Consider the following 20,246-nt stretch of genomic DNA (forward strand, 5'->3'; position numbering starts at 1 on the left):
TAGATAAAGCTTTGGAAAATTTTAACAAATAAAAAAATTTAAAAATTATTTTAAGGAAAAACAAATGAAAACTTTAGAAGAAATGCAAGCTATGGATGAAGAAACGGTAACGGAGATAGGTTGGGAATTTTTTAGACTTGTTAAAAATAATAAACTTAAAGAGGTGAAAGAGTTTTTAAAAGATTATCCCGTGCCTGAAGTATTTTTAGAGAAATGTTGTAAGATATATTGGTATGATCATCCTATACCTTTTTTTAGCCCTAGTTCTACTTTAGCTTGGGCAGGGATCGCTTATGATAAGAGTCAAAGTTTTGAAATGATGGAGTATTTTGAGAGTTTAGGACTTAAAGCTGATGATGAGTGTTTAGGAGATAATGCCCTTACTAGTTATATTGGAGTGGGTGGAAAAAATAAAAAAATGATTGATTATTTTTTTAAAAAAGGATGTAAATTTGAAGTTTATGATCATAGAGGTGCCACCCCTTTGCATTCTTGGATATTGCTTGGTGATCCTGAGTCTGTAAATTCTTTAGAAGTGGCTTTACAATTTGGTGCTGATGTAAATATGAGAAGGATTAAAACAGAACATGAACATAGTTATATCGATGCTGGGGAAACTCTTTTACATATAGCTGCAACATCTGATAAAAAACCTATTGGAACTTGTTTGGAAATTTTGATCAAATATGGAGCTGATGTCAATGCTGCTAATTGCACTATCAATAAAACTAAAGATGATAAAATTAATTATTTTGAACCTGATACTCCATTAGATCAAGCTATTTCTTTTGGGATAAATAAAAATAAAACAATCTTAAAAAAAGCAGGTGCTAAGACTTGGGAACAATTGGTTAAAGAATACAATATTGATACAAGTTTAGAGAGACCAGAACAAATTAAAATGTATGAAGAAAGAAGAAAGATAAAAAAATAATAAAAAGGAGATATTATGGAATTTGATGTTGAAATTTTAGACAATCTTGAGAATTTTAAAGAATTCTTAAAAACAAAACCTAGCAAAGAAGTTTTACAGGCTATTAATTCTCATTTAGAGGGTTTTTTAAGTGATGCGTATGATCATATCGATCCAGAAGAATACGAAGTAGCTTTTGAAGAAGAAACAGGAATATCTTATCATGATGCTACTGAGGAAGAATTTGATGAGTGGTTTATTGCAAATGTACTTTGCTTTGAAGATTTAAGTGAGATTTGCAAAATTCTTCGATCGCTTTTAGAGGCTAAAGATTTAGATAAAGCTTTGGAAAATTTTAACAAATAAAAAAATTTAAAAATTATTTTAAGGAAAAACAAATGAAAACTTTAGAAGAAATGCAAGCTATGGATGAGACAATAAAAAAGCAAAAAACCTATCAAAAACCTAATATTTTTTAAAATCAAAATATAATTTGATCGATAAGAATATCCGTGAATACGATAAAATTTCATATAAGACAAGTAGTGAAGGTGCTAATCTATACGAGTATGATTATTGATTTAACATCAGCAACTGAACAAAATCTTAATCTATCAATAAAAGATTTTTCTAAAATTGAAAGAATTTACATTGATAATTCAGTATTGTTAAACAAACAATATTTTGGTTTAGAAAAAGCTTGTAAAGGATGGAAATTTAACGAGGAGTCTTTAAAAGAGTTTTTTAAAATCAGTCAAAAATATGAAGACTGGCAAACTTCTTACCGCATTTTTGATCAAATTCCTTGTGTTATTAGAGGAAGATTTTCTTTAGATAATATTGATTATTTTTTTGAAATTAATGCAGGCGGAAGCTTTGAAATTTGGAATAATAATTATAAATTTTATTTTGGTTGCGACAATAAGCAAAATAAAAAATGTGATATTTTTTTATTAGATTAGCATTTTACTATATTTTTATGCAAGGCTATACAATGACAAATATTATTTTAATATGGTTATTTTGTATTTTTATACCAATATTACTATTAAAACACAAATTTAGAGCCATTTTTATATCAGGTGCTTTTCTGATATTTTTTACTATCAATGATATATATTACATGATAATCAATGACAATATGCTAGGGTTATTACAAACTGTGCTTAATATAAACAAAACAATATTTATTATTTATGAAAGTTGTTTGATTTTATTTTTTGTGGCTTTATTGTTTGTAGCATACAAAAAGCCGAAATTTCATACAATAATTTTTATTTATTTAACTTTATGTAATGCCTTATATCCTTTTAATATTTTAGAGAATTTGTTATTTGGTAAGAGTATGGGACTTGTAAATTTTTGAAAAAAATATAAAGGATAAGATCTTATAATGAAGATTACTAGGAAGCTAATATGATTAAAAAATACATTATAATTTTTATAATTTTACTAGGATTTGGATGTATCAGTGCAAGTCCTATATCAAAACAAACAACAAATCAATCAAACATATACAATGATTGGTTTAAACGACATGGAAAATGGAATTTTAAAAAAGCTTATAAAGCTAACGAAGCTCAAGGCAATAAAGGATATTCTTTTCAAACTAATTGGGCTATTCTTGATATGATTGCCAAAGATGATGTTGTGGGATTAAAATATATGTATGAAAAATTAAAACCCGATCCAGAACACGATATGACATTTTTTAATGGTATAGCCGTTCCTTCTGTAAGTTATGAACAACAAGCCATTGATAAAAGGAGTATAAAAGCATTAAAATTTTTACTTAAGAATAAAGTGATTGATATAAAAGCAACCATAGAAGATGAAAAAACACAAAAAGAACTTTCTTTATTTCAATATACAACTCAAAAAATTGAAGAAGCTAAAAATAAAAAGGATTTTAAAGCGGTATCAAGCTATGAAAAGATATTAGAAATTTTACAAAATTATAAAGAAAAATAAAGGTTTTGCTACTATAATTTAAACTTATGTTTTTTTAAATAAAAGATAAAAATGCTAAAATGAAGCAAAAAACCAAATTTCACAAATTCTTGATGAAAGTCATTGCTTTTATTACCACAACCAAATAAGGAAGCAGAACAATGAAATATATTTTTTTATTCTTAATGTTTTTAAACATCACTTATGCTAAAGAATTTCCTACTTTTGTAAAGGATTGGCAAGGTATTTATGTAGCCGATAAACAAGCCTTCCAAATAAGTGATAATTGTTATAATGATGAGATGATGAGTGGAATTTATTGTGAAATTGGATATTCTAAAAATGGTAGCACCTTTGATGATTGGAATACAAATTTTTACACAGAAAAGCCAAATGATATGAATTATTCAGTTATTAGAATAATCAATTTAAAATCTCCTACAAAAGCTATTATAAAAATATTTTCTATGGAGTATAATAACGATTTTTGCGATATTGAAGTTGAAAAACAAAATAATAGCATAATCCTTAAGTCAGGTAAATGCAAAATTGGAGATTTTATCTTGCATAAAGAAATTTTTACAAGATATAAAAAATAATAGACATTGATAAACTTAAAAAAATATCAAGAAATGAAAAATTTGCAAATAAAAATTTTAAAATTTACTTTATAAAAATGGATTAAAAAATCAATAACTTAAATTTATTAACTTTATCTTTTAAGAATTTATGTAAATATTGATTATAAAATATTTACATAAAATCAAGCTATTTTAAATTTTATTATTGCTCTTCTTTAATTTTTCTCTTTGCTAATCCCATTTGCTCATAAGCATCGATCTCTTTTTTATACGAGGCAGAAATTTTCTTAAGCTCTTTATTTAAAAAGCTTACAGTTTGAGGGCTTGCATTCATATTTGAAGCCAAAGATGCAACAAATTCTAATTTTTTCTTAGTAGCATCATCTAATTCTTTAGAAGTTTTAGATCCTAATTTATGCGTAGCAACATATAACTTAGCTAATTCTTGTAAATCAGAATCGCTTAAATTTGGATCAGCCGCCGCTGCAATCATATTATCTAAATTAGTATCAAACACTCTTTTAGCCTTTTTTTTAACAGCGGGTGTATCTTTATCTTTTTTAGGTATTTTTTTACCACTACTCGTAATCAAATAAGCAATTAAACTTAAAAATAAAAAGAGTGCTAAAGCAACGCAAAAAATTACCATAAAAATATAATTCATTAAAGCCTACCTACAAAATGACGTTTTCTTCTTGAAAAATATGCTAAAACAAGCATTGCAATAAAAATCCAATAAACATAATCAGGAATTTGAACTGCTTCTCCAGCTGCATAAGAATGCATACCGGTTAAAAAATGATTCACACCAAAATAAGTCATAGCAACTACCCAATAAGCAAACATGCTCCACAAAGCAAATACAAATTGGTTGCAATATTTAGGAATCATTCTAAGATGCAAAATTGCAGCATAGACTAAAATAGTTATCAATGCCCAAGTTTCTTTAGAATCCCAGCTCCAATATCTCCCCCAGCTTTCATTTGCCCAAATTGCCCCTAAGAAATTTCCAGCTGTAAGCAAACAAAGTCCCAAAATCATAGCCATTTCATTGATCCTAGTAGCCTCTGTGATATTTCTTAAGATATTAGAATTATATTTTCCATCTTTTTTAAGAAAACACATCAATAATAAAACAAAAATACCCAACAAGGCACACAAACCTAAAAATCCATAACTAGCAGTTATAACGGACACATGTATACTTAACCAATAAGAATTAAGAACAGGTCTAAGATTTGTAATTTGAGGATTTATTTCATTTAAATAAGCCACCATTAACACTATACCCGATAAAATAGAAGTAAGAGATAAAGCTATAGGGCTTTTTTTAGAGAAAAATATCCCAGATAATGATAAAGCCCATGCAATATAAATCATACTTTCATAAGCATCACTCCAAGGTGCATGCTCGGATAAATATGCACGGAGAATCAATCCTATAGTATGGATAACAAAAGCTAATATATTTAGAGTATATACAATTTTAAATATCTTTGTTATTTTTAAATTTGGAGTAATCATTTTAGCAAAAACAATTACCAAAAGTAAAATTCCTGCAATCAAATAAACGGGGATTAATTTTGAAAAAATTTTAATCTTATTTGAAAAAATTTCAGTCTTGATTTTATTTTCACTTGGCATAACTCTATATCCGACTTTACTTTGATACTCTTTAATTAATCCCAAAGCTTTATCTGCCTTAGTCCAATTATTATCACTAAAAGCTTGATCAACTGCCCCAAAATAATTTCGCACCAAAGCTAAAACAATCTCTCCTTCTTCTCCTTTTAAAGTTGTAATAGCAGAATAAGGCGCCAACCAAAGATTATTTTGATCATTTTGTACTGGAATAAATTTAAAAAGCTCTCCACTAAAAACTAAATTAACAATATTAGCTCTTTCATCTAGCTTTATAATCTCTTTATCGAAAGTATTTCTTGTATTTGGATTTTTCCTATTTGCATTTTCTACATATTTTTGAAGTTTATAATGATTGTTTTCATCAAAAAAATCTCTATAGGAAATATATTTTTTATCAGAAACTTTTAAAATTTTAGCAATATCTTTACGAACAGCACTATCATCAGGCATTAAAATAAAAGGTTCATTTTGCCATTTATCCACACCTATAAGCATAGAAAGCATTACTGCGTTAGCATCTTGCCCTTTGTAAGTATCACTGTGATGAATTTTTTCTAAAATTTCTCTTGATAAAGTATCAAAAGGCATCATTCTACCATCTAAAGATTTTTGTAAAACTAAAGAAGCGAGAGCTTTAGCGTGTTCTGGATTTACTATAGGCAAATCATTATCCTTAGCAAAAGCTTTATTTGCTCCACAAAAAATAAAAAATACCAATAAAAAAGCTCCGATATTCTTTAAAGAGTCTTGATTGATTAGTCTCACTAAAGTTCTAAATCTTGAATTTGGATTAAAGAAATTTAAAAACATTCCTAAGATTAGTAAAAAATAACCTATATAAGTTGGAGTTTTTCCTGGATCTTTATTGACTGAAAGAACTGTCCCTTTTTCATCTTGATCGTAAGAATTTTGATAAAATCTATAACCATTATAATCTAAAACATTATTCATAAATATCCTATAATCAAAATTTTTACTTCCATCCTTAACTGTAATCTCACTTGCATAAGAAGCCGCAGACATAGAACCTGGATAGCGATCTAAAACGAATTTATTTAAATAAATTTCAAAAGGTAATTTATTGTAAGAAAGTCCCCAAGAAATAAAAAATTTCTGCCCTTCTAATTCAACCACTTCAGGCTTACCATACTCAAAAATATAAAAATCTTTACTTTTATTTTTATAAGTTAATTCAAGTTTTAAAGCATTTTCACCTTTTAGATTTAAGGCTTGATATTCTTTACTCATTGCAAAATCTTTAAATCTTAAAAGCCATGAAGTTTTCCAATTTTGCGGCTCTCCAAAACTTGAAACTAGCATCGTTCTAGCTAATTCCATCCAAGAAGATTTAAACCACAACCAAAAACTTTCATCTTGTGGTCTATTAGCACCTTGAATTTCACGATCTCCATGTAAAGAAGCAAATTTTATAACAAAATTTAGATCTTTAATATTGTAAAGTCTAAGATCTTTAGCATTTTGATTCTCTGTAGTTTTTAAGATAAAATTTTTACCCTCTTTCATATTAAACACGTTTAGATCTTCACTTGAAGTCAAATTTAAATTTTGATCAATTTTTACATAAGGTTTTGCAACATCATCATTCATAAAGGAAAAATTGATTCCATCAATATTTTTAACTTCTCCTTTTTTAAACTCCATTGTTATTCCTTGCATATTTTTTTGAGAAAATGTTATAGCAAGTAAAGGATCTGAAGTATTATTTTCCTTATAAACATAATCAGCATCTAAAATCAAATCTTTATATTTTAAAACAGCCTTATCATTGCCCATATTTAAAGCAAGTTTAAAATGGTTAGCAAAAGGTAAATTTCCGATATAACGATCATTTACAACACTATATTGCTCCCCATCTTTGATGGCAGAAAAGCGAACTGAAGTTTTTAAACTCTCTATCAATGAATTTTGCGTATGTTCTCTGATGGATAAAGTTCCCTCAAATCCGTAATATCTCGTAATTCCAGCTCCTACAAGAATAAAAAGAAAAGATAAGTGAAAAATCATCAAAGGCAGTTTTTTTAAATTAAACATTTTATAGCGAAACATACCACATAACAAATTTATACCTAGTAACAATTGAATATATTCAAACCAAAAAGCATCATAAATCATAGCCCAAGCTGTAGGAGTTCCATAAGAACTTTCTATAAAAGTTGCCAAGGCACAAAATAACGCAAAAATTAAAAATAAAATTATAGAAATTCTTAAATCCCCTACACTCTTAATTATTCTTTTCATTTTTTTTAATGTCCTTTTTTACAATCCTAAATATTTTTTTCTAATATCATCATTTCCGATTAAATTTTTAGCTTTATCTTGCATCGCAATTTTGCCATTTTCTAAAACATAGGCATAATCACTTATTTTTAAAGCAGAATAAGCATTTTGTTCAACTAAAAGTATAGTTATACCTTCATTTTTTAAACGAACTATAATATCAAAAACTTCACCAACAATTTTAGGCGCCAAACCCAAAGAAGGTTCATCAAGCATTAAAAGCTTTGGCTCACTCATCAAAGCTCTTGAAATAGCCAACATTTGAGCTTCTCCACCACTTAAACTTCCCGCCATACAATTTTTCTTACTTGCAAGTCGTGGAAATAATTTATACATTTGTTCTCTTAAGTGCTCATAGTTTTCACTATTATTATAAGCTCCGATCTTTAAATTTTCCTCCACGCTAAGATTAATAAAAACACGTCTTCCTTCTGGAACTAAAGCTATACCTTTTTGTACTAAAGTATGAGTTAAATGCCTTTTAGTATCATAGCCTAAAAAATTAACCTCTCCGGTGCGTTTAACTGAATTTAAAAGAGCGTTTAAAGTAGAAGTTTTACCTGCCCCATTAGAACCTATAAGTGAAACTATATTACCTGTATCAACCTTAAAATCTATACCCTTAACAGCTTCAATCAAGCCATAATATACATGCAAATCTTTAACTACTAGCATCAAAATCCCCTAAATAAGCAGCGATCACTTCTTTATGTTCAACCGCATCACTTAATTTTCCTTCAAAGATAGTCTTACCATAATCAAGCACTAAAACCTTATCGCAAAGCTGATTAACAAATTTCATATCATGCTCTATCAATAAAATACTGATTTTATATTTTTCTCTTAATTTTAAAATGAGTTCAGCCAACTCATCGCTTTCGCTTGAATTCATACCAGCAGCTGGTTCATCTAGCAATAAAAGTTTTGGGTTTGTTGCCATTGCACGAGCGATTTCAACCTTTCTTTGTTGCCCATAACTTAAACTTGTAGCTTTTTCATTTGCCAAATCAGCTATTCCCAATTCCTCTAAAATGTTATAAGCCTTGAGGTTAAATTCTTTTTCAACCTTGCCAAAACGCCCCAAATGAAAAAATGCTTCTAAAATACTATATCTCATTTGCTTATTAAAACCTATCATTACATTTTCAAGAACATTCATACTTGAAAAAAGTCTTATATTTTGAAAAGTTCTTGCTATACCTAAATGCACAATTTCATAAGGTTTAAGATGGCTTATTTTTTGATCTTGAAAAAATACTTCCCCGCTAGTTGGTTTATAATTTCCTGTGATAATATTAAATAAAGTTGTCTTTCCAGCTCCATTAGGGCCAATTAAACCAAAAATTTCTCCTTTTTGGATACAAAAAGAAGTCTCATTGATCGCTTGCACTTCTCCAAAAGATTTAGTGATATTTTTTAATTCTAGTATCATTTAAATCCTTTCTTTTTGGAGTTTTTGCTTAAAAAGAAATTCAGCTCTTTATCTCCAAAAATTCCTCTTCTTGCAAAAAGCATAACTAAGATTAATACCAAAGAGAAAGCAACCATACGAAGACCCGGCATAGACTCGATATTGATATTTAAAATATCAATTTTAATCTGCAATTCATCTAAAAATCTCAACCATTCCATACCACCTATAACCAATATAGATCCAACTATGGCTCCAGTTGTCGAACCAAGCCCACCTAAAACAATGATAATTAAAAGCACAAAAGTAAATTCAAAACCAAATTGTTCAGGAGAAACTGATCCAAGAAGGCATACCAAAAGCCCCCCGCCTACTCCTTCTAAAAAAGCAGAAGTTGAAAATGCAAGAGTTTTAATCCAAAAAGTATTGATACCCATAGCACTCGCGGCATCTTCATCATCACGTATAGCTTTCATAGCTCTACCAAATTTAGAATACACTAAATTCAAAATCAAAACAACCGCAATAATTGCAATACCACCCGTCCAATATAAATTAGAAAATAAAGGAACGCCATTTAATCCCATGGAACCATTTGTCAAACTTGGAAAATTGATAGCTAATTTTTGTATGATAATACCAAAACCTAAAGTTACAATTGCTAGATAATCACCCCTAACACGAAAAACCGCAAAAGAAAGGATTAAAGATAAAACACAAGCACTAAATCCAGCAATTATAAGAGCTAAAATAAATGAATTTGTGTGAAAAGCTAAGATAATAGGGCTAGGATCTTCTAAGCTAAATAAATCATTTTTTTGATCAACGCTTAAAAGTACTAAAGCGGCCGCATAAGCACCAATAGCAATAAAACCATTAGGCTCTAATGAAAATTGCCCAGTCACGCCATTGATAAGATTATAACTCACAGCTAAAGTGATATAAATAGCAATTTGATTTAAAATCCCCATTCCATAGCTATCAAAAAAATGCGGTGCTATCACAATAAAAGCAATAGCTAAAATAATATAAATTAAAGCAGAAATTTTCATCTTTATCATCTAAAACCTACTTTTTTCAAAATTAATACCCAAGATTCCCGTTGGTCTAAAAAGCAAAATAAATACTAAAAAGATAAAAGCAAAAGCGTCTTTAAAGCCTGAAAGATCTGGAAAGAAAGCAACAACCATCACTTCAGTAAGTCCTATAATTAACCCACCTAAAACAGCTCCAACCACAGAACCAATTCCACCTAAAACAGCCGCTGCAAACGCTTTAAGCCCTACTAAAGTTCCCATAGTAGGATAAACTGAATAATAATTACTCGACCAAAAAATTCCAGCTAAAGCTGCCAAAGCAGAACCTAAAGCAAAAACAATAGCTATAATACGGTTTGCATTAATTCCCATTAAATTTACCGTTTGTATATCAAAAGCTAAAGCACGAATAGCAATACCATATTTGCTTTTATAAAGCAAGATAAGAACAATAAACATTACAAGTAAAGTTACCAAAGGAACCAATAAAGAACCTAAAGTCATACTGACTTTACCCAAGGTAACCATTTTTTCAAAAATTGGAGGAACTGGAAATTGCTGCTCTGTTGAAGTGAAAATCATATTAAATAAATTTTGCAAAAAGAAGCTAATCCCAATAGCTGTAATTAAAAGTGAAATTCTAGGAGCTTTTCTTAAAGGCTTGTAAGCAATTTTATCAATAATCACTCCCACAAGAGAAGAAAAAATCATAGAAGCTATTAAAGCGACTATAAAAATTGCTAAGACATAATGATTATCTAATAAAGTAGTATTGATAAATGGAGAAAGACAATTAATAAGCAAAAGCGCTATATAAGCTCCAACCATCATTATATCACCATGGGCAAAATTAATAAGCCTTAAAACACCATAAACCATAGTATAACCTACGGCAATAAGAGCATACATACTCCCTAAACTTAAACCATTAACAATTTGCTGAAAAAATAAAATCGAGTCCATTTTAGTCCTAAGGATTTATTATATCTTTATATATTGGTTTTTGATTTTTAATTTCTTTTACAATAATAGAACGAATAGCATTACCATTTTTATCTATACTAATAATCCCAGAAACGCCTTCGTAGTTTTTAGTTTGATGAATTTTATCATTGATACATTCGCTTGTTAGGTTATTTTTACAAGCATTCATAGCATTAAGCATTACAAAGTATGCATCAGCACCCATTGCTGAAAAAGCAGGAACTTCTTTATCTTTTTTCTCTTTTTCATAAGCTAAGATGAAATCTTTACCCAATTTTGTCACAGGATTATAAGAATCAAAACTATCCGTAAAAATATAATTATCAGATGCTTCTTTAGCTAATTTTATAAAAGTTGCATCCGCAACGCCATCAGCCGATCCCATAGGAGCATTTAAGCCTATGATTTTTGATTGTCTCGCAAACAAAGCTGCTTCGCTATAATAAAGTGGCAAATAAATAAAATCTGGATTTAAAATTTTAATTTGAGTGATTATAGCTCTAAAATCTTTATCTCCTGAATTTACCCTTAACACCTTTAAGATTTTTCCACCCCTTGCCTTAAATTCTTTTTCAAAAGCTTTTGCTAAGCCTAAAGAATAATCCGTACTTTGATCCACTACTACAACTGCTTTTTTAAAGCCAAATTTTTCATTAACATATTTTGCCAAGGAAGATCCTTGAAAACTATCCATAAAGCATACCCTGCTAGAATATTTTTTGTTTTCTAAAAGTTTATCTCCAGTTGCTGCAGGTGCAATGAGTGGAATTTTATTATCTTCAGCTACTCTCATAACTTGTAAGGTATTTGCAGTGATCATTTCACCAATAATACCCAATACTTTATCTTGAGTAACTAGACGAGTTGCCGCACTTGAAGATTCTATTTTATCGCCTTTAGTATCTAAAACTATTAAATTGATCTTATCGCCATTTTGTAAAGATCCTTGCATTTTATTTGCAATCTCAATACCATCTAAGGCACTTTGCCCATAAGCTGCCGTAGCTCCGCTTAGAGGTAAAACAACTCCTAGATTAATATCCTTAGCTTCTAAATTTAAAATTAAAAATGCAATTAAAATTATTTTTTTACTCATGGATGCTCCTAAGGTTTTATCAAGGCTTTATAAACCTGCTTACCATTTTGAATTTCTTTTATAACAACAGGGCGAACGGCATTTCCATTGGCGTCAATGCTTATAAAACCCCCAACGCCTTCATAATTTTTAGTTTGATGAATTTTATCATTGATACACTCACTTGTTAGATTATCTTTACAAGCATTCATAGCATTAAGCATTACATAATAAGCATCGGCACCCATTGCCGAAAAAGCAGGAAGATCTTTATCTCCTTTTTCTTTTTCATATTCAGCAATAAATTTTTTACCGCGATTTGTTGAAGGATTACTAGAATCAAAACTATCAGTAAAAATCACACCATTAACAGCACTTGAACCTAATTCTATAAAGGTTTTATTATTTACCCCATCTCCTGCGGTTAATAATTTATCAAAACCTAATTGCTTAGCTTGTCTAGCTATCAAAGCTGCTTCTGGATGATAAATTGGCATATAAACAAAATCGGGATTTAAACTCTTTAGTTGCGATACTATCGCTCTAAAATCTTTATCTCCGGAGCTAATTATCAATTTTTTTAAAACTTTTCCACCATTAGCTTTTAAAGATTTTTCAAAAGCTTTTGCTAAACCTAAAGAATAAACATTGCTTTGATCAATAATAATAACAGCATTTTTTAAATTTAAATCTTTAGTGATATAAGTAGCAAATTTATCACCTTGAAAACCATCGCTAAAACAAACGCGAGAAGCATATTTTTTACCGTCCAAAAGCTTATCTCCTGAAGCTACTGGAGCTATAAGAGGGATTTTTTTATCTTCAATAATAGAAATTGCTTGAATCGTGTTTGGTGTAGTGGTTTCTCCAATGATACCTAAAACTTTATCTTGTGTGATTAAACGATTGATGCCGCTTGTTGTTTCTAGCTTATCACCCTTAGTATCAATTATAATTAATTTGACTATATCGCCATTATCAAGCTTTGGATTTAATTTATTAGCAAGCTCAACCCCACTAAAAACATCTTGTCCATAAGCAGCTACCGATCCTGTTAGTGGCAAGACAACACCTATATTAATTGTTTTTGCATATAAACTGCAATTCATAAAAATAAAAATATTTAACAAAAAAACTATTTTTTTCATTGTTAATCCTTTTTAAATTATTTTAAAAAAATATTATGTTCTGTTTTTTTAGGAGGCTCCTCCTCTATCAAATCTTTAACTTGTAAATCAAGAGCAAAATTATCTCCTTTAACATAAGCGATAATATTATCCATATCATCATGGCTTAAATTTTTAGCATATAAGGCCATTTGAGAAGTCATAGTAGAAGTATTATCCAAAGTATAACCTATTAAAGCCGTTTTAATATCTTCTGCGGACATATCCTTTAATGCCTTAAAGCGAGAGGTACTTTTTTCTCCATTATCCCCATGACAAACGTTGCATTTATTTTTAAAATAAATCTTTTTAGCTTCGGCTAAATTGTATTGTTTATTAGCATCAAAAGTATATCCAAAAATAGATTTTAGACTAACGCCAAAAAGAGCTACGATAAAAATAGAACTTATAAAAAACAAACGAAAAATCATCATATTTCCTTAATTTATTTTACTTATATTGATATCATTTCTGTTAAAATTATAGCCATGGATATTTTTACTCTTTGAATTTCCACACGTATAACGTATAGTTCCAGATACCTCAATATCTTTAAAAATTTCATCCAAAGGTGTCGCATTGCAAACATTTAAACAAAGCATCATTGAAATAAAAAATAATATTATTTTCATATACACTTTCTATTAAAAATTAAAGAGTTGATTATATCAAAAAAAGATAATCAATCTTAATGATTTCCTTTATGTAAAAAATAAAGACCCAAGCAAAGTGCCAAGATAGAACCTGCTAAAAAAGTCATATCCACAGGTGTTGAAAATTTCATTTGCAAAACTCTTTGAAAAAAATTTACAATCAAAACCATAATAATAACTTTTGCTAGCTTATCTTTAAGCTGATCTAAACTATGCACTTCTAAAACTTTACTTTGTTTCATTTGTTTAAATTCTTCAATTTCACTGATAAAAAGCTCATAAACACCAAAAGAAAAAATAAACAAAACCAAAGCCATCAAATAAAGATCCACAGCTCCTATGATCAAAGCAACAACATCTTCATGCAAATCAATACTTGCATTTAAACCAAAAAAATAATTATAAGTGTATAAAATCACTTTAAAAACATCATAACTTGCAATCACAAAAAGCACAAAAGCACCTATAAGCCCAAATATCACAGGCAAAATTGTAACTATGCGACTTTTAACCAATAAAGATTCAAAAATTTTTTCTAACATTATTTTTCCTGATTATTTTTCAATTCCAACCATTTTTGAGCAATTCTAACGGCATTAGTCGCCGCTCCTACACGAATTTGATCCGCAACGCACCACAAATGAAGTATTTTTTTATCGTATTGATCTGAACGAATTCTTCCTACATAGGTTTCATTAGTATCGCTTGTGGTTAAAGGCATAGGATATTTTTTATTTTTTGGATCATCTAAAACAACAACATTTGGAGCCTTTTTTAAAATTTGACGCGCTTTAGCAGCATCAACCTCTTGATTAAAATGCATAGTAATAGACTCACTATGACTTCTTAAGACCGGAACCCTAACGCAAGTCGCTGAAATTTGAAGCTTTTTATGTAAAATCTTTTGCGTTTCATTGATCATTTTTAACTCTTCTTTAGTGTATCCGCTATCTGTAAATTCATCAATGTGCGGAATTAAATTTAAAGCCAAAGTGTGTGGAAAAGTTTGAGCTTTAAATTCGTCTAATTTAAAAGCAAAAAAGCTTTGCATTCCTTCAACTAATTCTTGCATACCTTCTTTACCCGCACCACTAGAAGCTTGATAAGTGCTTACATCCACTCGCTTAAGATCGAAAACATCATCAAGTGGTTTTAAAACATGTGCCATTTGTATCGTTGAGCAATTTGGATTTGCAATAATTCCTGTTTTTTTCCAATCCTTAATATCTTCAAAATTACATTCTGGAACAACCAAAGGAACATCTTTATCCATTCTAAAATGACTAGTATTATCAATAACTACAGCACCGCACTCAACGGCAAATTTAGCGTATTGTTTGCTTATGTTTCCGCCTGCACTAAAAAAAGCGATATCGACTGGATTTTCCTTAAAAGTGTCTTCTTTTAATTCTTTTACTTTATAAACTTTTCCTTTAAATTCTATCTCATCGCCTGCACTTTTAGCACTTGCTAAAGGCAAGATGCTTTCAACTGGAAATTCAAGCTCTTCTAAAACGTTTAAAAGCTCCTCCCCAACAGCACCAGTTGCGCCAACTATAGCTATTTTTTGTTTTTTTACCATTTTATTCCTTTATTTGATATTGCTTGATTTTTTTCTCTAAAATTTCAAGGCTCATTCCAAGTTCATTTGCCGCTTTTTGTTTATCAAAACCAAGTTCTTTTAAAATTTGCTCTAATAATTCTTTTTCCAAATTTTTCACATCTTTTTTAAAAGTCCTAGCTTCCAAAAATAAATCTTGAGGTAAAATTTCATTTCCTTCGCTTAAAATACAAGCACGTTGCACTATAGAAATAAGTTCTCTAATATTACCTGGATAATTGTATTCTAGTAAAGTTTTTTCAGCTTCTTTACTTAAACATTTGTTTTCAAAATTATACTCTTGACAAGTTTGCTCAAGAACTTTATTAGCAATTTCTAAGATTTCTTCCTTACGCTCTCTTAAAGGCGGAATATTTATAGGAATGGTATTTAAACGATAATAAAGATCTGATCTAAACTCTCCATTTTTTATTTTTTCATCTAAATTAGCGTTAGTCGCACTTATAATTCTTACATCGATTTTAATATTTTTAGTGCTTCCGAGCCTTACAATCTCTTTTTCCTGTAAAGCCCTTAAAAGTTTTGCTTGTATCTCATAAGGCATTTCGCCAATTTCATCTAAAAATAAAGTTCCTCCATTGGCCATTTCAAAAAGACCTATTTTAGTAGCATTAGCATCTGTAAAGGCTCCTTTTTCAAATCCAAATAATTCGCTTTCTATTAGATTTGCAGGAATTGCAGCCATATTAATAGCTATAAAGGGCTTATCAAAACGTTGTGAATTTTCATGAATAAAACGAGAAAAAACCTCTTTACCCACTCCACTTTCACCAAAAAACATAACCGAAGCATCTGTTTTTGCTGCCTTTTTGCTTAAATTTAAAGTTTGTTCTAGTTTTTCGGATGTAGAGAAAAAACCTGTATTTTTATGGGTATTTTGTCCTTTAGGTTTTTTATCAGAAGTTTTTTGACGTATAATCTTTGCACGTTTAATAGCTTCAACTAAAGTTTCTATATCAAAAGGTTTGGTCAAAAAATCTTTAACTCCAAGTCGCATAGCTTCAATGGCACGATTTAAAGTTGCATTTCCTGTCATAATAATAAAGTCATATTTGTTTTCACAAGCTTTAACAAATTCAAGACCATCCATACCAGGCATATTTATATCTGTAATAATCAAATCTGTGCTAGAATCGATTTTTTTAAGTGCTTCCGTGGCTGATTTATAGGATTTGATTTTAAATTCCTCGTATTCACCCAAAGCTATTTCGAGAGATTTTCTCATATTGATATCATCTTCTACGATCACTAAATTCATTACCAACCTTTAGAATTTTTACAATAATAACAAAATAAGGCTTAAAGTCACTTTTTTTTAAGATAATATATCATGGCACTTTTTAAACCAAAATCCACGCTAAAACGTAAAGGTAAAATTCTAATATAAATTTCATTTTGAGCCTTCATAAGATCTGTTTTTGTGATATCTTTTATAGAAACTTTTGCACCAGTAAAACAATCGATTAATTCTTCTTTGTGAGAATTTAAAAAATTAAGCTTGATATTTTTTGCCATATGATCATCAATCATGCCCAATTCAGTTTTAGGAAATTTTTTTAAATCATCATTATCATAAGGGATTTCGCAGGCAAATTCGCTGATAGCATTTTCACTTTGAGTCATAGCCAAAGAGATATTTTGACTCTGATGAAAAAGAATTAAATTTTTACTTGAAAGTTCTGCCCAAAATATAAATTCATCTTGAGCAAAAACTTTCAAGCTTAAAAAAATCAATAAGCAAACAATTCTTTCCACTTGTCCGCATCAATCTTAAGTTCTACATTTACTCTATAAAGACCTTGATTAAAATTTTCATCAATAATACTTGCATTTTTGATCAATCCATTTACTTGAGCAGTAATAGTTGAGCTTCTAAGCATAGCATCTTTAACAGTATCTTTACCATTTACTTTCACACCATAAAGTTTGCTTGCAAGTTGTCTGTAAGCATCTGTAATAGCTGCTCTTTTTGCGAGTGCAAGTGCTTGAGCTGTAGAAACAGTATTCATCGGAGCAATACCTTCTCCAACAGCAGTAAAACTAAGCTCGCTATCTGTTGTATCAGGAGCTAACATTTTTTCTTGCTTGATGATATCGCGTACATCATCTTTATCAACTTTTTGCACAATAATTTCTGGAGCTTGAGAATTTGCAGGAGCGCTACTTACATTCTTACCCGCTACCCCATTAGCACTTGGCACACAGCCAACAAAAATTCCTGCTACAACTAGCATCATAAAAATTTTTTTCATATTTACACCTTCAAAATTTTTTGTCATTAATATCTATAAGCAAAAAGCGTTCCAACTTTTTACAAAACTATTCTAAATTTAAATCTGGATTTTCATCGCTAATTTCCTCATCAACTTCTTCTTTAGGACATTTAGCAATGCTAACAACTTCATCATTTTCTACATTTACAACGATAACTCCACTTGTATTGCGTCCGGCTTTTCGAATACTATGCATATCAACTCGGATCATCTTTCCACTACTTGTAAGAGCCATCAAATCCATGTCTTCATCTACAATCACCACACTAATAAGTTCTTTAGTCTTATCAGTGAGTTTCATACAAATAACACCCTTGCCTCCTCTACTTTGAAGTCTATACTCTCCAGCATTTGTGCGTTTTCCTATACCTTTAGCACTAACACTTAGAATTTCTTGCTCATCATTTTCTATGACAACAGCGCCCACTAATTCATCATTTTTTTCTTTAAATTTAATAGCCGTTACCCCGCGACTTACGCGGCCAATTTCACGCACTTTTGCAAGAGGAAATTTGATACACATACCTTTTTTTGTAACTGCAAAAAGCATTTTTCCTTTTGTTTCCTCTTCTAGCAACTCTTCATTTTCCACTTCATTTTCTGTATCAATATTATCCACCATTGGAGCTAAAGAAATTTCTCCTTCATCTCTTTGGACAATGATTGCTGTAACTAGTTCATCGTTTTCATCTAGATTAATCGCTTTTACACCAACGCTACGTATATTTTGATATTCACTTAAATTAGTACGCTTAACAATACCATTTTTTGTAAAGAAGCATAAAGATTTACTTTGATCAAAATCAGTTGTTGGAATAATTGCCATAATTTTTTCTTCAGCTTGCAAATTGATCAAATTAACAACAGCTTTTCCTTTAGCAGTTCTTGATCCTTCTGGAATTTTATAAACTTTCAACCAATAAAGCTGACCTCGATCGGTTACAAACATCAAGGTATCGTGAGTATTTGCTGTAAAGAAGCTTTCTATAAAATCATCATCGTAAGTCGTAACAGCAAGCTTACCCTTGCCACCACGTTTTTGTTTTTCATATTGTTTACTTGGAACACGCTTGATATAACCACGATGAGTGATAGTCACCACCATATTTTCGTTTGGAATCAAATCTTCCACATCTATATCATCATAATCATCTTCTATTTGAGTGATACGTGGTACATCAAATTTAGCTTTAATTTCTTTCAATTCATCGCGGATTAAATCTTCAAGTAATTTTTCACTTTTTAAAATCTCATCCAATCTTGCGATTTCTTTCATAAGCTCTGCAAGTTCATTTTCTATTTTTTCTCTTTCAAGTCCTGTTAAGCGACCTAGTTTCATATCTAAAATAGCATTAGCTTGAATTTCACTAAGGCCAAATTTTGCCATTAAAGAATCTCTTGCGCTAGCATTATCAGGGCTATTTTTAATCAAAGCTATCACATCATCAATATTATCAAGTGCAATAGTAAGACCTTCTAAAATATGCGCTCTTGCTCTTGCTTTTTGAAGTTCAAAAATAGTTCTTCTAATAATAACTGTTTTTCTATGAGTTAAAAAGAGATTTAAAAGCTCACTTAAAGAAAAAATCTTTGGTTCTTTATTATGAATGGCAAGCATAATCACACCAAAGGTGCTTTCCATTGTTGTAGATTTGAAAAGATTGTTCAAAACAATTTCACTCATTGCTTCGCGTTTAAGCTCTATAACAACACGAATTCCTTCTCTATCACTTTCATCTCTGACTTCAGAAATTCCTTCGATCTGTTTTTCTTTTACAAGATCAGCGATTTGCTCTATGAGTCTTGCTTTATTAGTTTGATAAGGAAGTTCATCTATAACAATAATATCTTTATTTGACTTTTTCTCTATATGAGTTTTTGCTCTAATCTTTACGCGACCGCGTCCAGTGCGATAAGCTTCAATAATACCTTTTTTGCCATATATAATACCGCCGGTTGGAAAATCAGGGCCTTTGATAAACTGCATCAATTCTTCTAAAGTGGCATTTTTATTATCAAGTAAATATAAAAGACCATCAACTAATTCATTTAAACTATGTGGAGGAATATTGGTTGCCATACCCACCGCAATACCGCTAGATCCATTAAGCAATAAATTTGGCACCCTAGCAGGTAAAACATCAGGCTCATTCATGGAATCATCATAATTTGGAATAAAATCCACCGTATCTTTGTCAATATCACGTAAAAGTTCTTCAGCTAAAATCGTCATTCTAGCTTCAGTATAACGCATTGCAGCAGCACCGTCTCCATCTATAGATCCAAAGTTTCCTTGCCCATCTATAGTTGGATAACGCATAGAAAAATCTTGCGCCATTCTTACTAAGGCATCATAAACAGCGATATCGCCATGTGGATGGTATTTACCGATCACATCCCCGACAATACGCGCGGATTTCTTATAAGCACTGCGACTCCCAACACCAAGATCATTCATAGCATAAAGAATTCTTCTATGCACAGGCTTTAAACCATCCCTTGCGTCCGGAAGAGCACGCCCGATAATAACACTCATAGAATAATCTAAATAACTACTTTTAATGGAATTTTCTATATCGACAATCTCAATATCAGAATCTTTGTTAAAAATATTTTCCATAAAAATCCTTCCACAATATT

General features: G+C 30.1%; 22 protein-coding genes. 6 read left to right on the forward strand and 16 right to left on the reverse strand.

Translation table 11 applies throughout. From position 1 onward, the window contains the following. Positions 1 to 64: 64 nt before the first annotated feature. The 6 genes from CQA75_RS01780 (at position 65) to CQA75_RS01805 (ending at position 3,462) form a co-directional block, all read left to right on the forward strand. Positions 65 to 934, forward strand: coding sequence for an ankyrin repeat domain-containing protein (locus CQA75_RS01780; RefSeq protein ID WP_137623348.1), 870 nt, complete (start codon positions 65 to 67; stop codon positions 932 to 934). 15 nt (positions 935 to 949) lie between these two features. Next, positions 950 to 1,279 (forward strand): hypothetical protein, encoded by a 330-nt coding sequence (locus tag CQA75_RS01785; RefSeq protein WP_171000068.1) that lies wholly within the window; start codon positions 950 to 952, stop codon positions 1,277 to 1,279. Between the two features lie 146 nt (positions 1,280 to 1,425). Continuing rightward, positions 1,426 to 1,875: a hypothetical protein gene (locus CQA75_RS01790; RefSeq protein ID WP_137623349.1), complete on the forward strand. Its 450-nt coding sequence runs from the start codon at positions 1,426 to 1,428 to the stop codon at positions 1,873 to 1,875. A 32-nt stretch (positions 1,876 to 1,907) separates the two neighbouring features. After that, the gene (locus CQA75_RS01795; protein ID WP_137623350.1) at positions 1,908 to 2,279 is read left to right on the forward strand and encodes a hypothetical protein; all 372 of its coding nucleotides are present in this window, start codon (positions 1,908 to 1,910) and stop codon (positions 2,277 to 2,279) included. 50 nt (positions 2,280 to 2,329) lie between these two features. Then, entirely contained in the window at positions 2,330 to 2,884 is a 555-nt protein-coding gene (locus CQA75_RS01800; RefSeq protein ID WP_137623351.1) for a hypothetical protein, read from the forward strand. A 140-nt stretch (positions 2,885 to 3,024) separates the two neighbouring features. Continuing rightward, positions 3,025 to 3,462, forward strand: coding sequence for a hypothetical protein (locus CQA75_RS01805; RefSeq protein ID WP_137623352.1), 438 nt, complete (start codon positions 3,025 to 3,027; stop codon positions 3,460 to 3,462). A gap of 184 nt (positions 3,463 to 3,646) precedes the next feature. Here the strand turns inward: CQA75_RS01805 and CQA75_RS01810 are convergent, their stop codons facing one another. The 16 genes from CQA75_RS01810 to gyrA all read right to left on the reverse strand — a co-directional run bounded on the left by CQA75_RS01810 (position 3,647) and on the right by gyrA (position 20,226). After that, entirely contained in the window at positions 3,647 to 4,108 is a 462-nt protein-coding gene (locus tag CQA75_RS01810; RefSeq protein WP_137623353.1) for a hypothetical protein, read from the reverse strand. After that, a complete protein-coding gene (ccsA, locus tag CQA75_RS01815; protein ID WP_137623354.1) occupies positions 4,108 to 7,347 on the reverse strand; it encodes a cytochrome c biogenesis protein in 3,240 nt (1,079 codons plus the stop codon). The genes CQA75_RS01810 and ccsA overlap by 1 nt, the downstream gene beginning before the upstream one ends. An 18-nt stretch (positions 7,348 to 7,365) precedes the next feature. After that, positions 7,366 to 8,061, reverse strand: a complete 696-nt coding sequence (locus CQA75_RS01820; RefSeq protein ID WP_137623355.1) for an ABC transporter ATP-binding protein — start codon at positions 8,059 to 8,061, stop codon at positions 7,366 to 7,368. Further along, the gene (locus CQA75_RS01825) at positions 8,048 to 8,818 is read right to left on the reverse strand and encodes an ABC transporter ATP-binding protein (RefSeq protein WP_137623356.1); all 771 of its coding nucleotides are present in this window, start codon (positions 8,816 to 8,818) and stop codon (positions 8,048 to 8,050) included. The genes CQA75_RS01820 and CQA75_RS01825 overlap by 14 nt, the downstream gene beginning before the upstream one ends. Beyond that, positions 8,815 to 9,858 (reverse strand): branched-chain amino acid ABC transporter permease, encoded by a 1,044-nt coding sequence (locus CQA75_RS01830; RefSeq protein WP_137623357.1) that lies wholly within the window; start codon positions 9,856 to 9,858, stop codon positions 8,815 to 8,817. The genes CQA75_RS01825 and CQA75_RS01830 overlap by 4 nt, the downstream gene beginning before the upstream one ends. After that, the gene (locus CQA75_RS01835) at positions 9,859 to 10,797 is read right to left on the reverse strand and encodes a branched-chain amino acid ABC transporter permease (protein ID WP_137623358.1); all 939 of its coding nucleotides are present in this window, start codon (positions 10,795 to 10,797) and stop codon (positions 9,859 to 9,861) included. It lies immediately after the preceding gene. Between the two features lie 7 nt (positions 10,798 to 10,804). After that, a complete protein-coding gene (locus tag CQA75_RS01840) occupies positions 10,805 to 11,914 on the reverse strand; it encodes an ABC transporter substrate-binding protein (RefSeq protein WP_137623359.1) in 1,110 nt (369 codons plus the stop codon). A gap of 8 nt (positions 11,915 to 11,922) precedes the next feature. Next, positions 11,923 to 13,002 carry an ABC transporter substrate-binding protein gene (locus tag CQA75_RS01845; RefSeq protein WP_407920017.1) on the reverse strand — a complete coding sequence of 360 codons (1,080 nt, stop codon included), beginning with the start codon at positions 13,000 to 13,002 and terminating at the stop codon, positions 11,923 to 11,925. A gap of 56 nt (positions 13,003 to 13,058) precedes the next feature. Then, positions 13,059 to 13,490 carry a c-type cytochrome gene (locus CQA75_RS01850; protein WP_137623361.1) on the reverse strand — a complete coding sequence of 144 codons (432 nt, stop codon included), beginning with the start codon at positions 13,488 to 13,490 and terminating at the stop codon, positions 13,059 to 13,061. 9 nt (positions 13,491 to 13,499) lie between these two features. Continuing rightward, positions 13,500 to 13,691 (reverse strand): pyruvate ferredoxin oxidoreductase, encoded by a 192-nt coding sequence (locus CQA75_RS09505; RefSeq protein WP_137623362.1) that lies wholly within the window; start codon positions 13,689 to 13,691, stop codon positions 13,500 to 13,502. Positions 13,692 to 13,747: 56 nt separating this feature from the next. Further along, the gene (locus CQA75_RS01860; RefSeq protein ID WP_137623363.1) at positions 13,748 to 14,254 is read right to left on the reverse strand and encodes a YqhA family protein; all 507 of its coding nucleotides are present in this window, start codon (positions 14,252 to 14,254) and stop codon (positions 13,748 to 13,750) included. Further along, positions 14,254 to 15,294: an aspartate-semialdehyde dehydrogenase gene (locus CQA75_RS01865; RefSeq protein ID WP_137623364.1), complete on the reverse strand. Its 1,041-nt coding sequence runs from the start codon at positions 15,292 to 15,294 to the stop codon at positions 14,254 to 14,256. Before CQA75_RS01865 ends, CQA75_RS01860 begins: the two co-directional genes overlap by 1 nt. Position 15,295: 1 nt before the next feature. After that, positions 15,296 to 16,591, reverse strand: coding sequence for a sigma-54-dependent transcriptional regulator (locus CQA75_RS01870; RefSeq protein WP_137623365.1), 1,296 nt, complete (start codon positions 16,589 to 16,591; stop codon positions 15,296 to 15,298). A 47-nt stretch (positions 16,592 to 16,638) separates the two neighbouring features. After that, entirely contained in the window at positions 16,639 to 17,088 is a 450-nt protein-coding gene (locus tag CQA75_RS01875) for a hypothetical protein (RefSeq protein WP_137623366.1), read from the reverse strand. Continuing rightward, a complete protein-coding gene (gene flgP / locus CQA75_RS01880; protein WP_137623367.1) occupies positions 17,064 to 17,585 on the reverse strand; it encodes a flagellar assembly lipoprotein FlgP in 522 nt (173 codons plus the stop codon). Before flgP ends, CQA75_RS01875 begins: the two co-directional genes overlap by 25 nt. A 67-nt stretch (positions 17,586 to 17,652) precedes the next feature. Further along, on the reverse strand, positions 17,653 to 20,226 hold the full coding sequence (gyrA, locus tag CQA75_RS01885) for a DNA gyrase subunit A (RefSeq protein ID WP_137623368.1): 2,574 nt from the start codon (positions 20,224 to 20,226) through the stop codon (positions 17,653 to 17,655). Positions 20,227 to 20,246 lie beyond the last annotated feature (20 nt).

Source organism: Campylobacter taeniopygiae (assembly GCF_005406225.1).
Classification (GTDB): Bacteria; Campylobacterota; Campylobacteria; order Campylobacterales; family Campylobacteraceae; genus Campylobacter_D; species Campylobacter_D taeniopygiae.

Excerpts from the sequence above, each read along its gene's own strand:
- CQA75_RS01835 (WP_137623358.1), bottom strand. The coding sequence starts at position 10,797 with ATGGACTCGATTTTATTTTTTCAGCAAATTGTTAATGGTTTAAGTTTA.
- CQA75_RS01830 (WP_137623357.1), bottom strand. The coding sequence starts at position 9,858 with ATGATAAAGATGAAAATTTCTGCTTTAATTTATATTATTTTAGCTATT.
- CQA75_RS01845 (WP_407920017.1), bottom strand. The coding sequence starts at position 13,002 with ATGAATTGCAGTTTATATGCAAAAACAATTAATATAGGTGTTGTCTTG.
- CQA75_RS01825 (WP_137623356.1), bottom strand. The coding sequence starts at position 8,818 with ATGATACTAGAATTAAAAAATATCACTAAATCTTTTGGAGAAGTGCAA.
- CQA75_RS01860 (WP_137623363.1), bottom strand. The coding sequence starts at position 14,254 with ATGTTAGAAAAAATTTTTGAATCTTTATTGGTTAAAAGTCGCATAGTT.
- CQA75_RS01805 (WP_137623352.1), top strand. The coding sequence starts at position 3,025 with ATGAAATATATTTTTTTATTCTTAATGTTTTTAAACATCACTTATGCT.
- CQA75_RS01865 (WP_137623364.1), bottom strand. The coding sequence starts at position 15,294 with ATGGTAAAAAAACAAAAAATAGCTATAGTTGGCGCAACTGGTGCTGTT.
- CQA75_RS09505 (WP_137623362.1), bottom strand. The coding sequence starts at position 13,691 with ATGAAAATAATATTATTTTTTATTTCAATGATGCTTTGTTTAAATGTT.
- CQA75_RS01820 (WP_137623355.1), bottom strand. The coding sequence starts at position 8,061 with ATGCTAGTAGTTAAAGATTTGCATGTATATTATGGCTTGATTGAAGCT.
- CQA75_RS01785 (WP_171000068.1), top strand. The coding sequence starts at position 950 with ATGGAATTTGATGTTGAAATTTTAGACAATCTTGAGAATTTTAAAGAA.
- CQA75_RS01850 (WP_137623361.1), bottom strand. The coding sequence starts at position 13,490 with ATGATTTTTCGTTTGTTTTTTATAAGTTCTATTTTTATCGTAGCTCTT.
- CQA75_RS01780 (WP_137623348.1), top strand. The coding sequence starts at position 65 with ATGAAAACTTTAGAAGAAATGCAAGCTATGGATGAAGAAACGGTAACG.
- gyrA (WP_137623368.1), bottom strand. The coding sequence starts at position 20,226 with ATGGAAAATATTTTTAACAAAGATTCTGATATTGAGATTGTCGATATA.
- CQA75_RS01870 (WP_137623365.1), bottom strand. The coding sequence starts at position 16,591 with ATGAATTTAGTGATCGTAGAAGATGATATCAATATGAGAAAATCTCTC.
- flgP (WP_137623367.1), bottom strand. The coding sequence starts at position 17,585 with ATGAAAAAAATTTTTATGATGCTAGTTGTAGCAGGAATTTTTGTTGGC.
- CQA75_RS01840 (WP_137623359.1), bottom strand. The coding sequence starts at position 11,914 with ATGAGTAAAAAAATAATTTTAATTGCATTTTTAATTTTAAATTTAGAA.
- ccsA (WP_137623354.1), bottom strand. The coding sequence starts at position 7,347 with ATGAAAAGAATAATTAAGAGTGTAGGGGATTTAAGAATTTCTATAATT.
- CQA75_RS01800 (WP_137623351.1), top strand. The coding sequence starts at position 2,330 with ATGATTAAAAAATACATTATAATTTTTATAATTTTACTAGGATTTGGA.
- CQA75_RS01810 (WP_137623353.1), bottom strand. The coding sequence starts at position 4,108 with ATGAATTATATTTTTATGGTAATTTTTTGCGTTGCTTTAGCACTCTTT.
- CQA75_RS01795 (WP_137623350.1), top strand. The coding sequence starts at position 1,908 with ATGACAAATATTATTTTAATATGGTTATTTTGTATTTTTATACCAATA.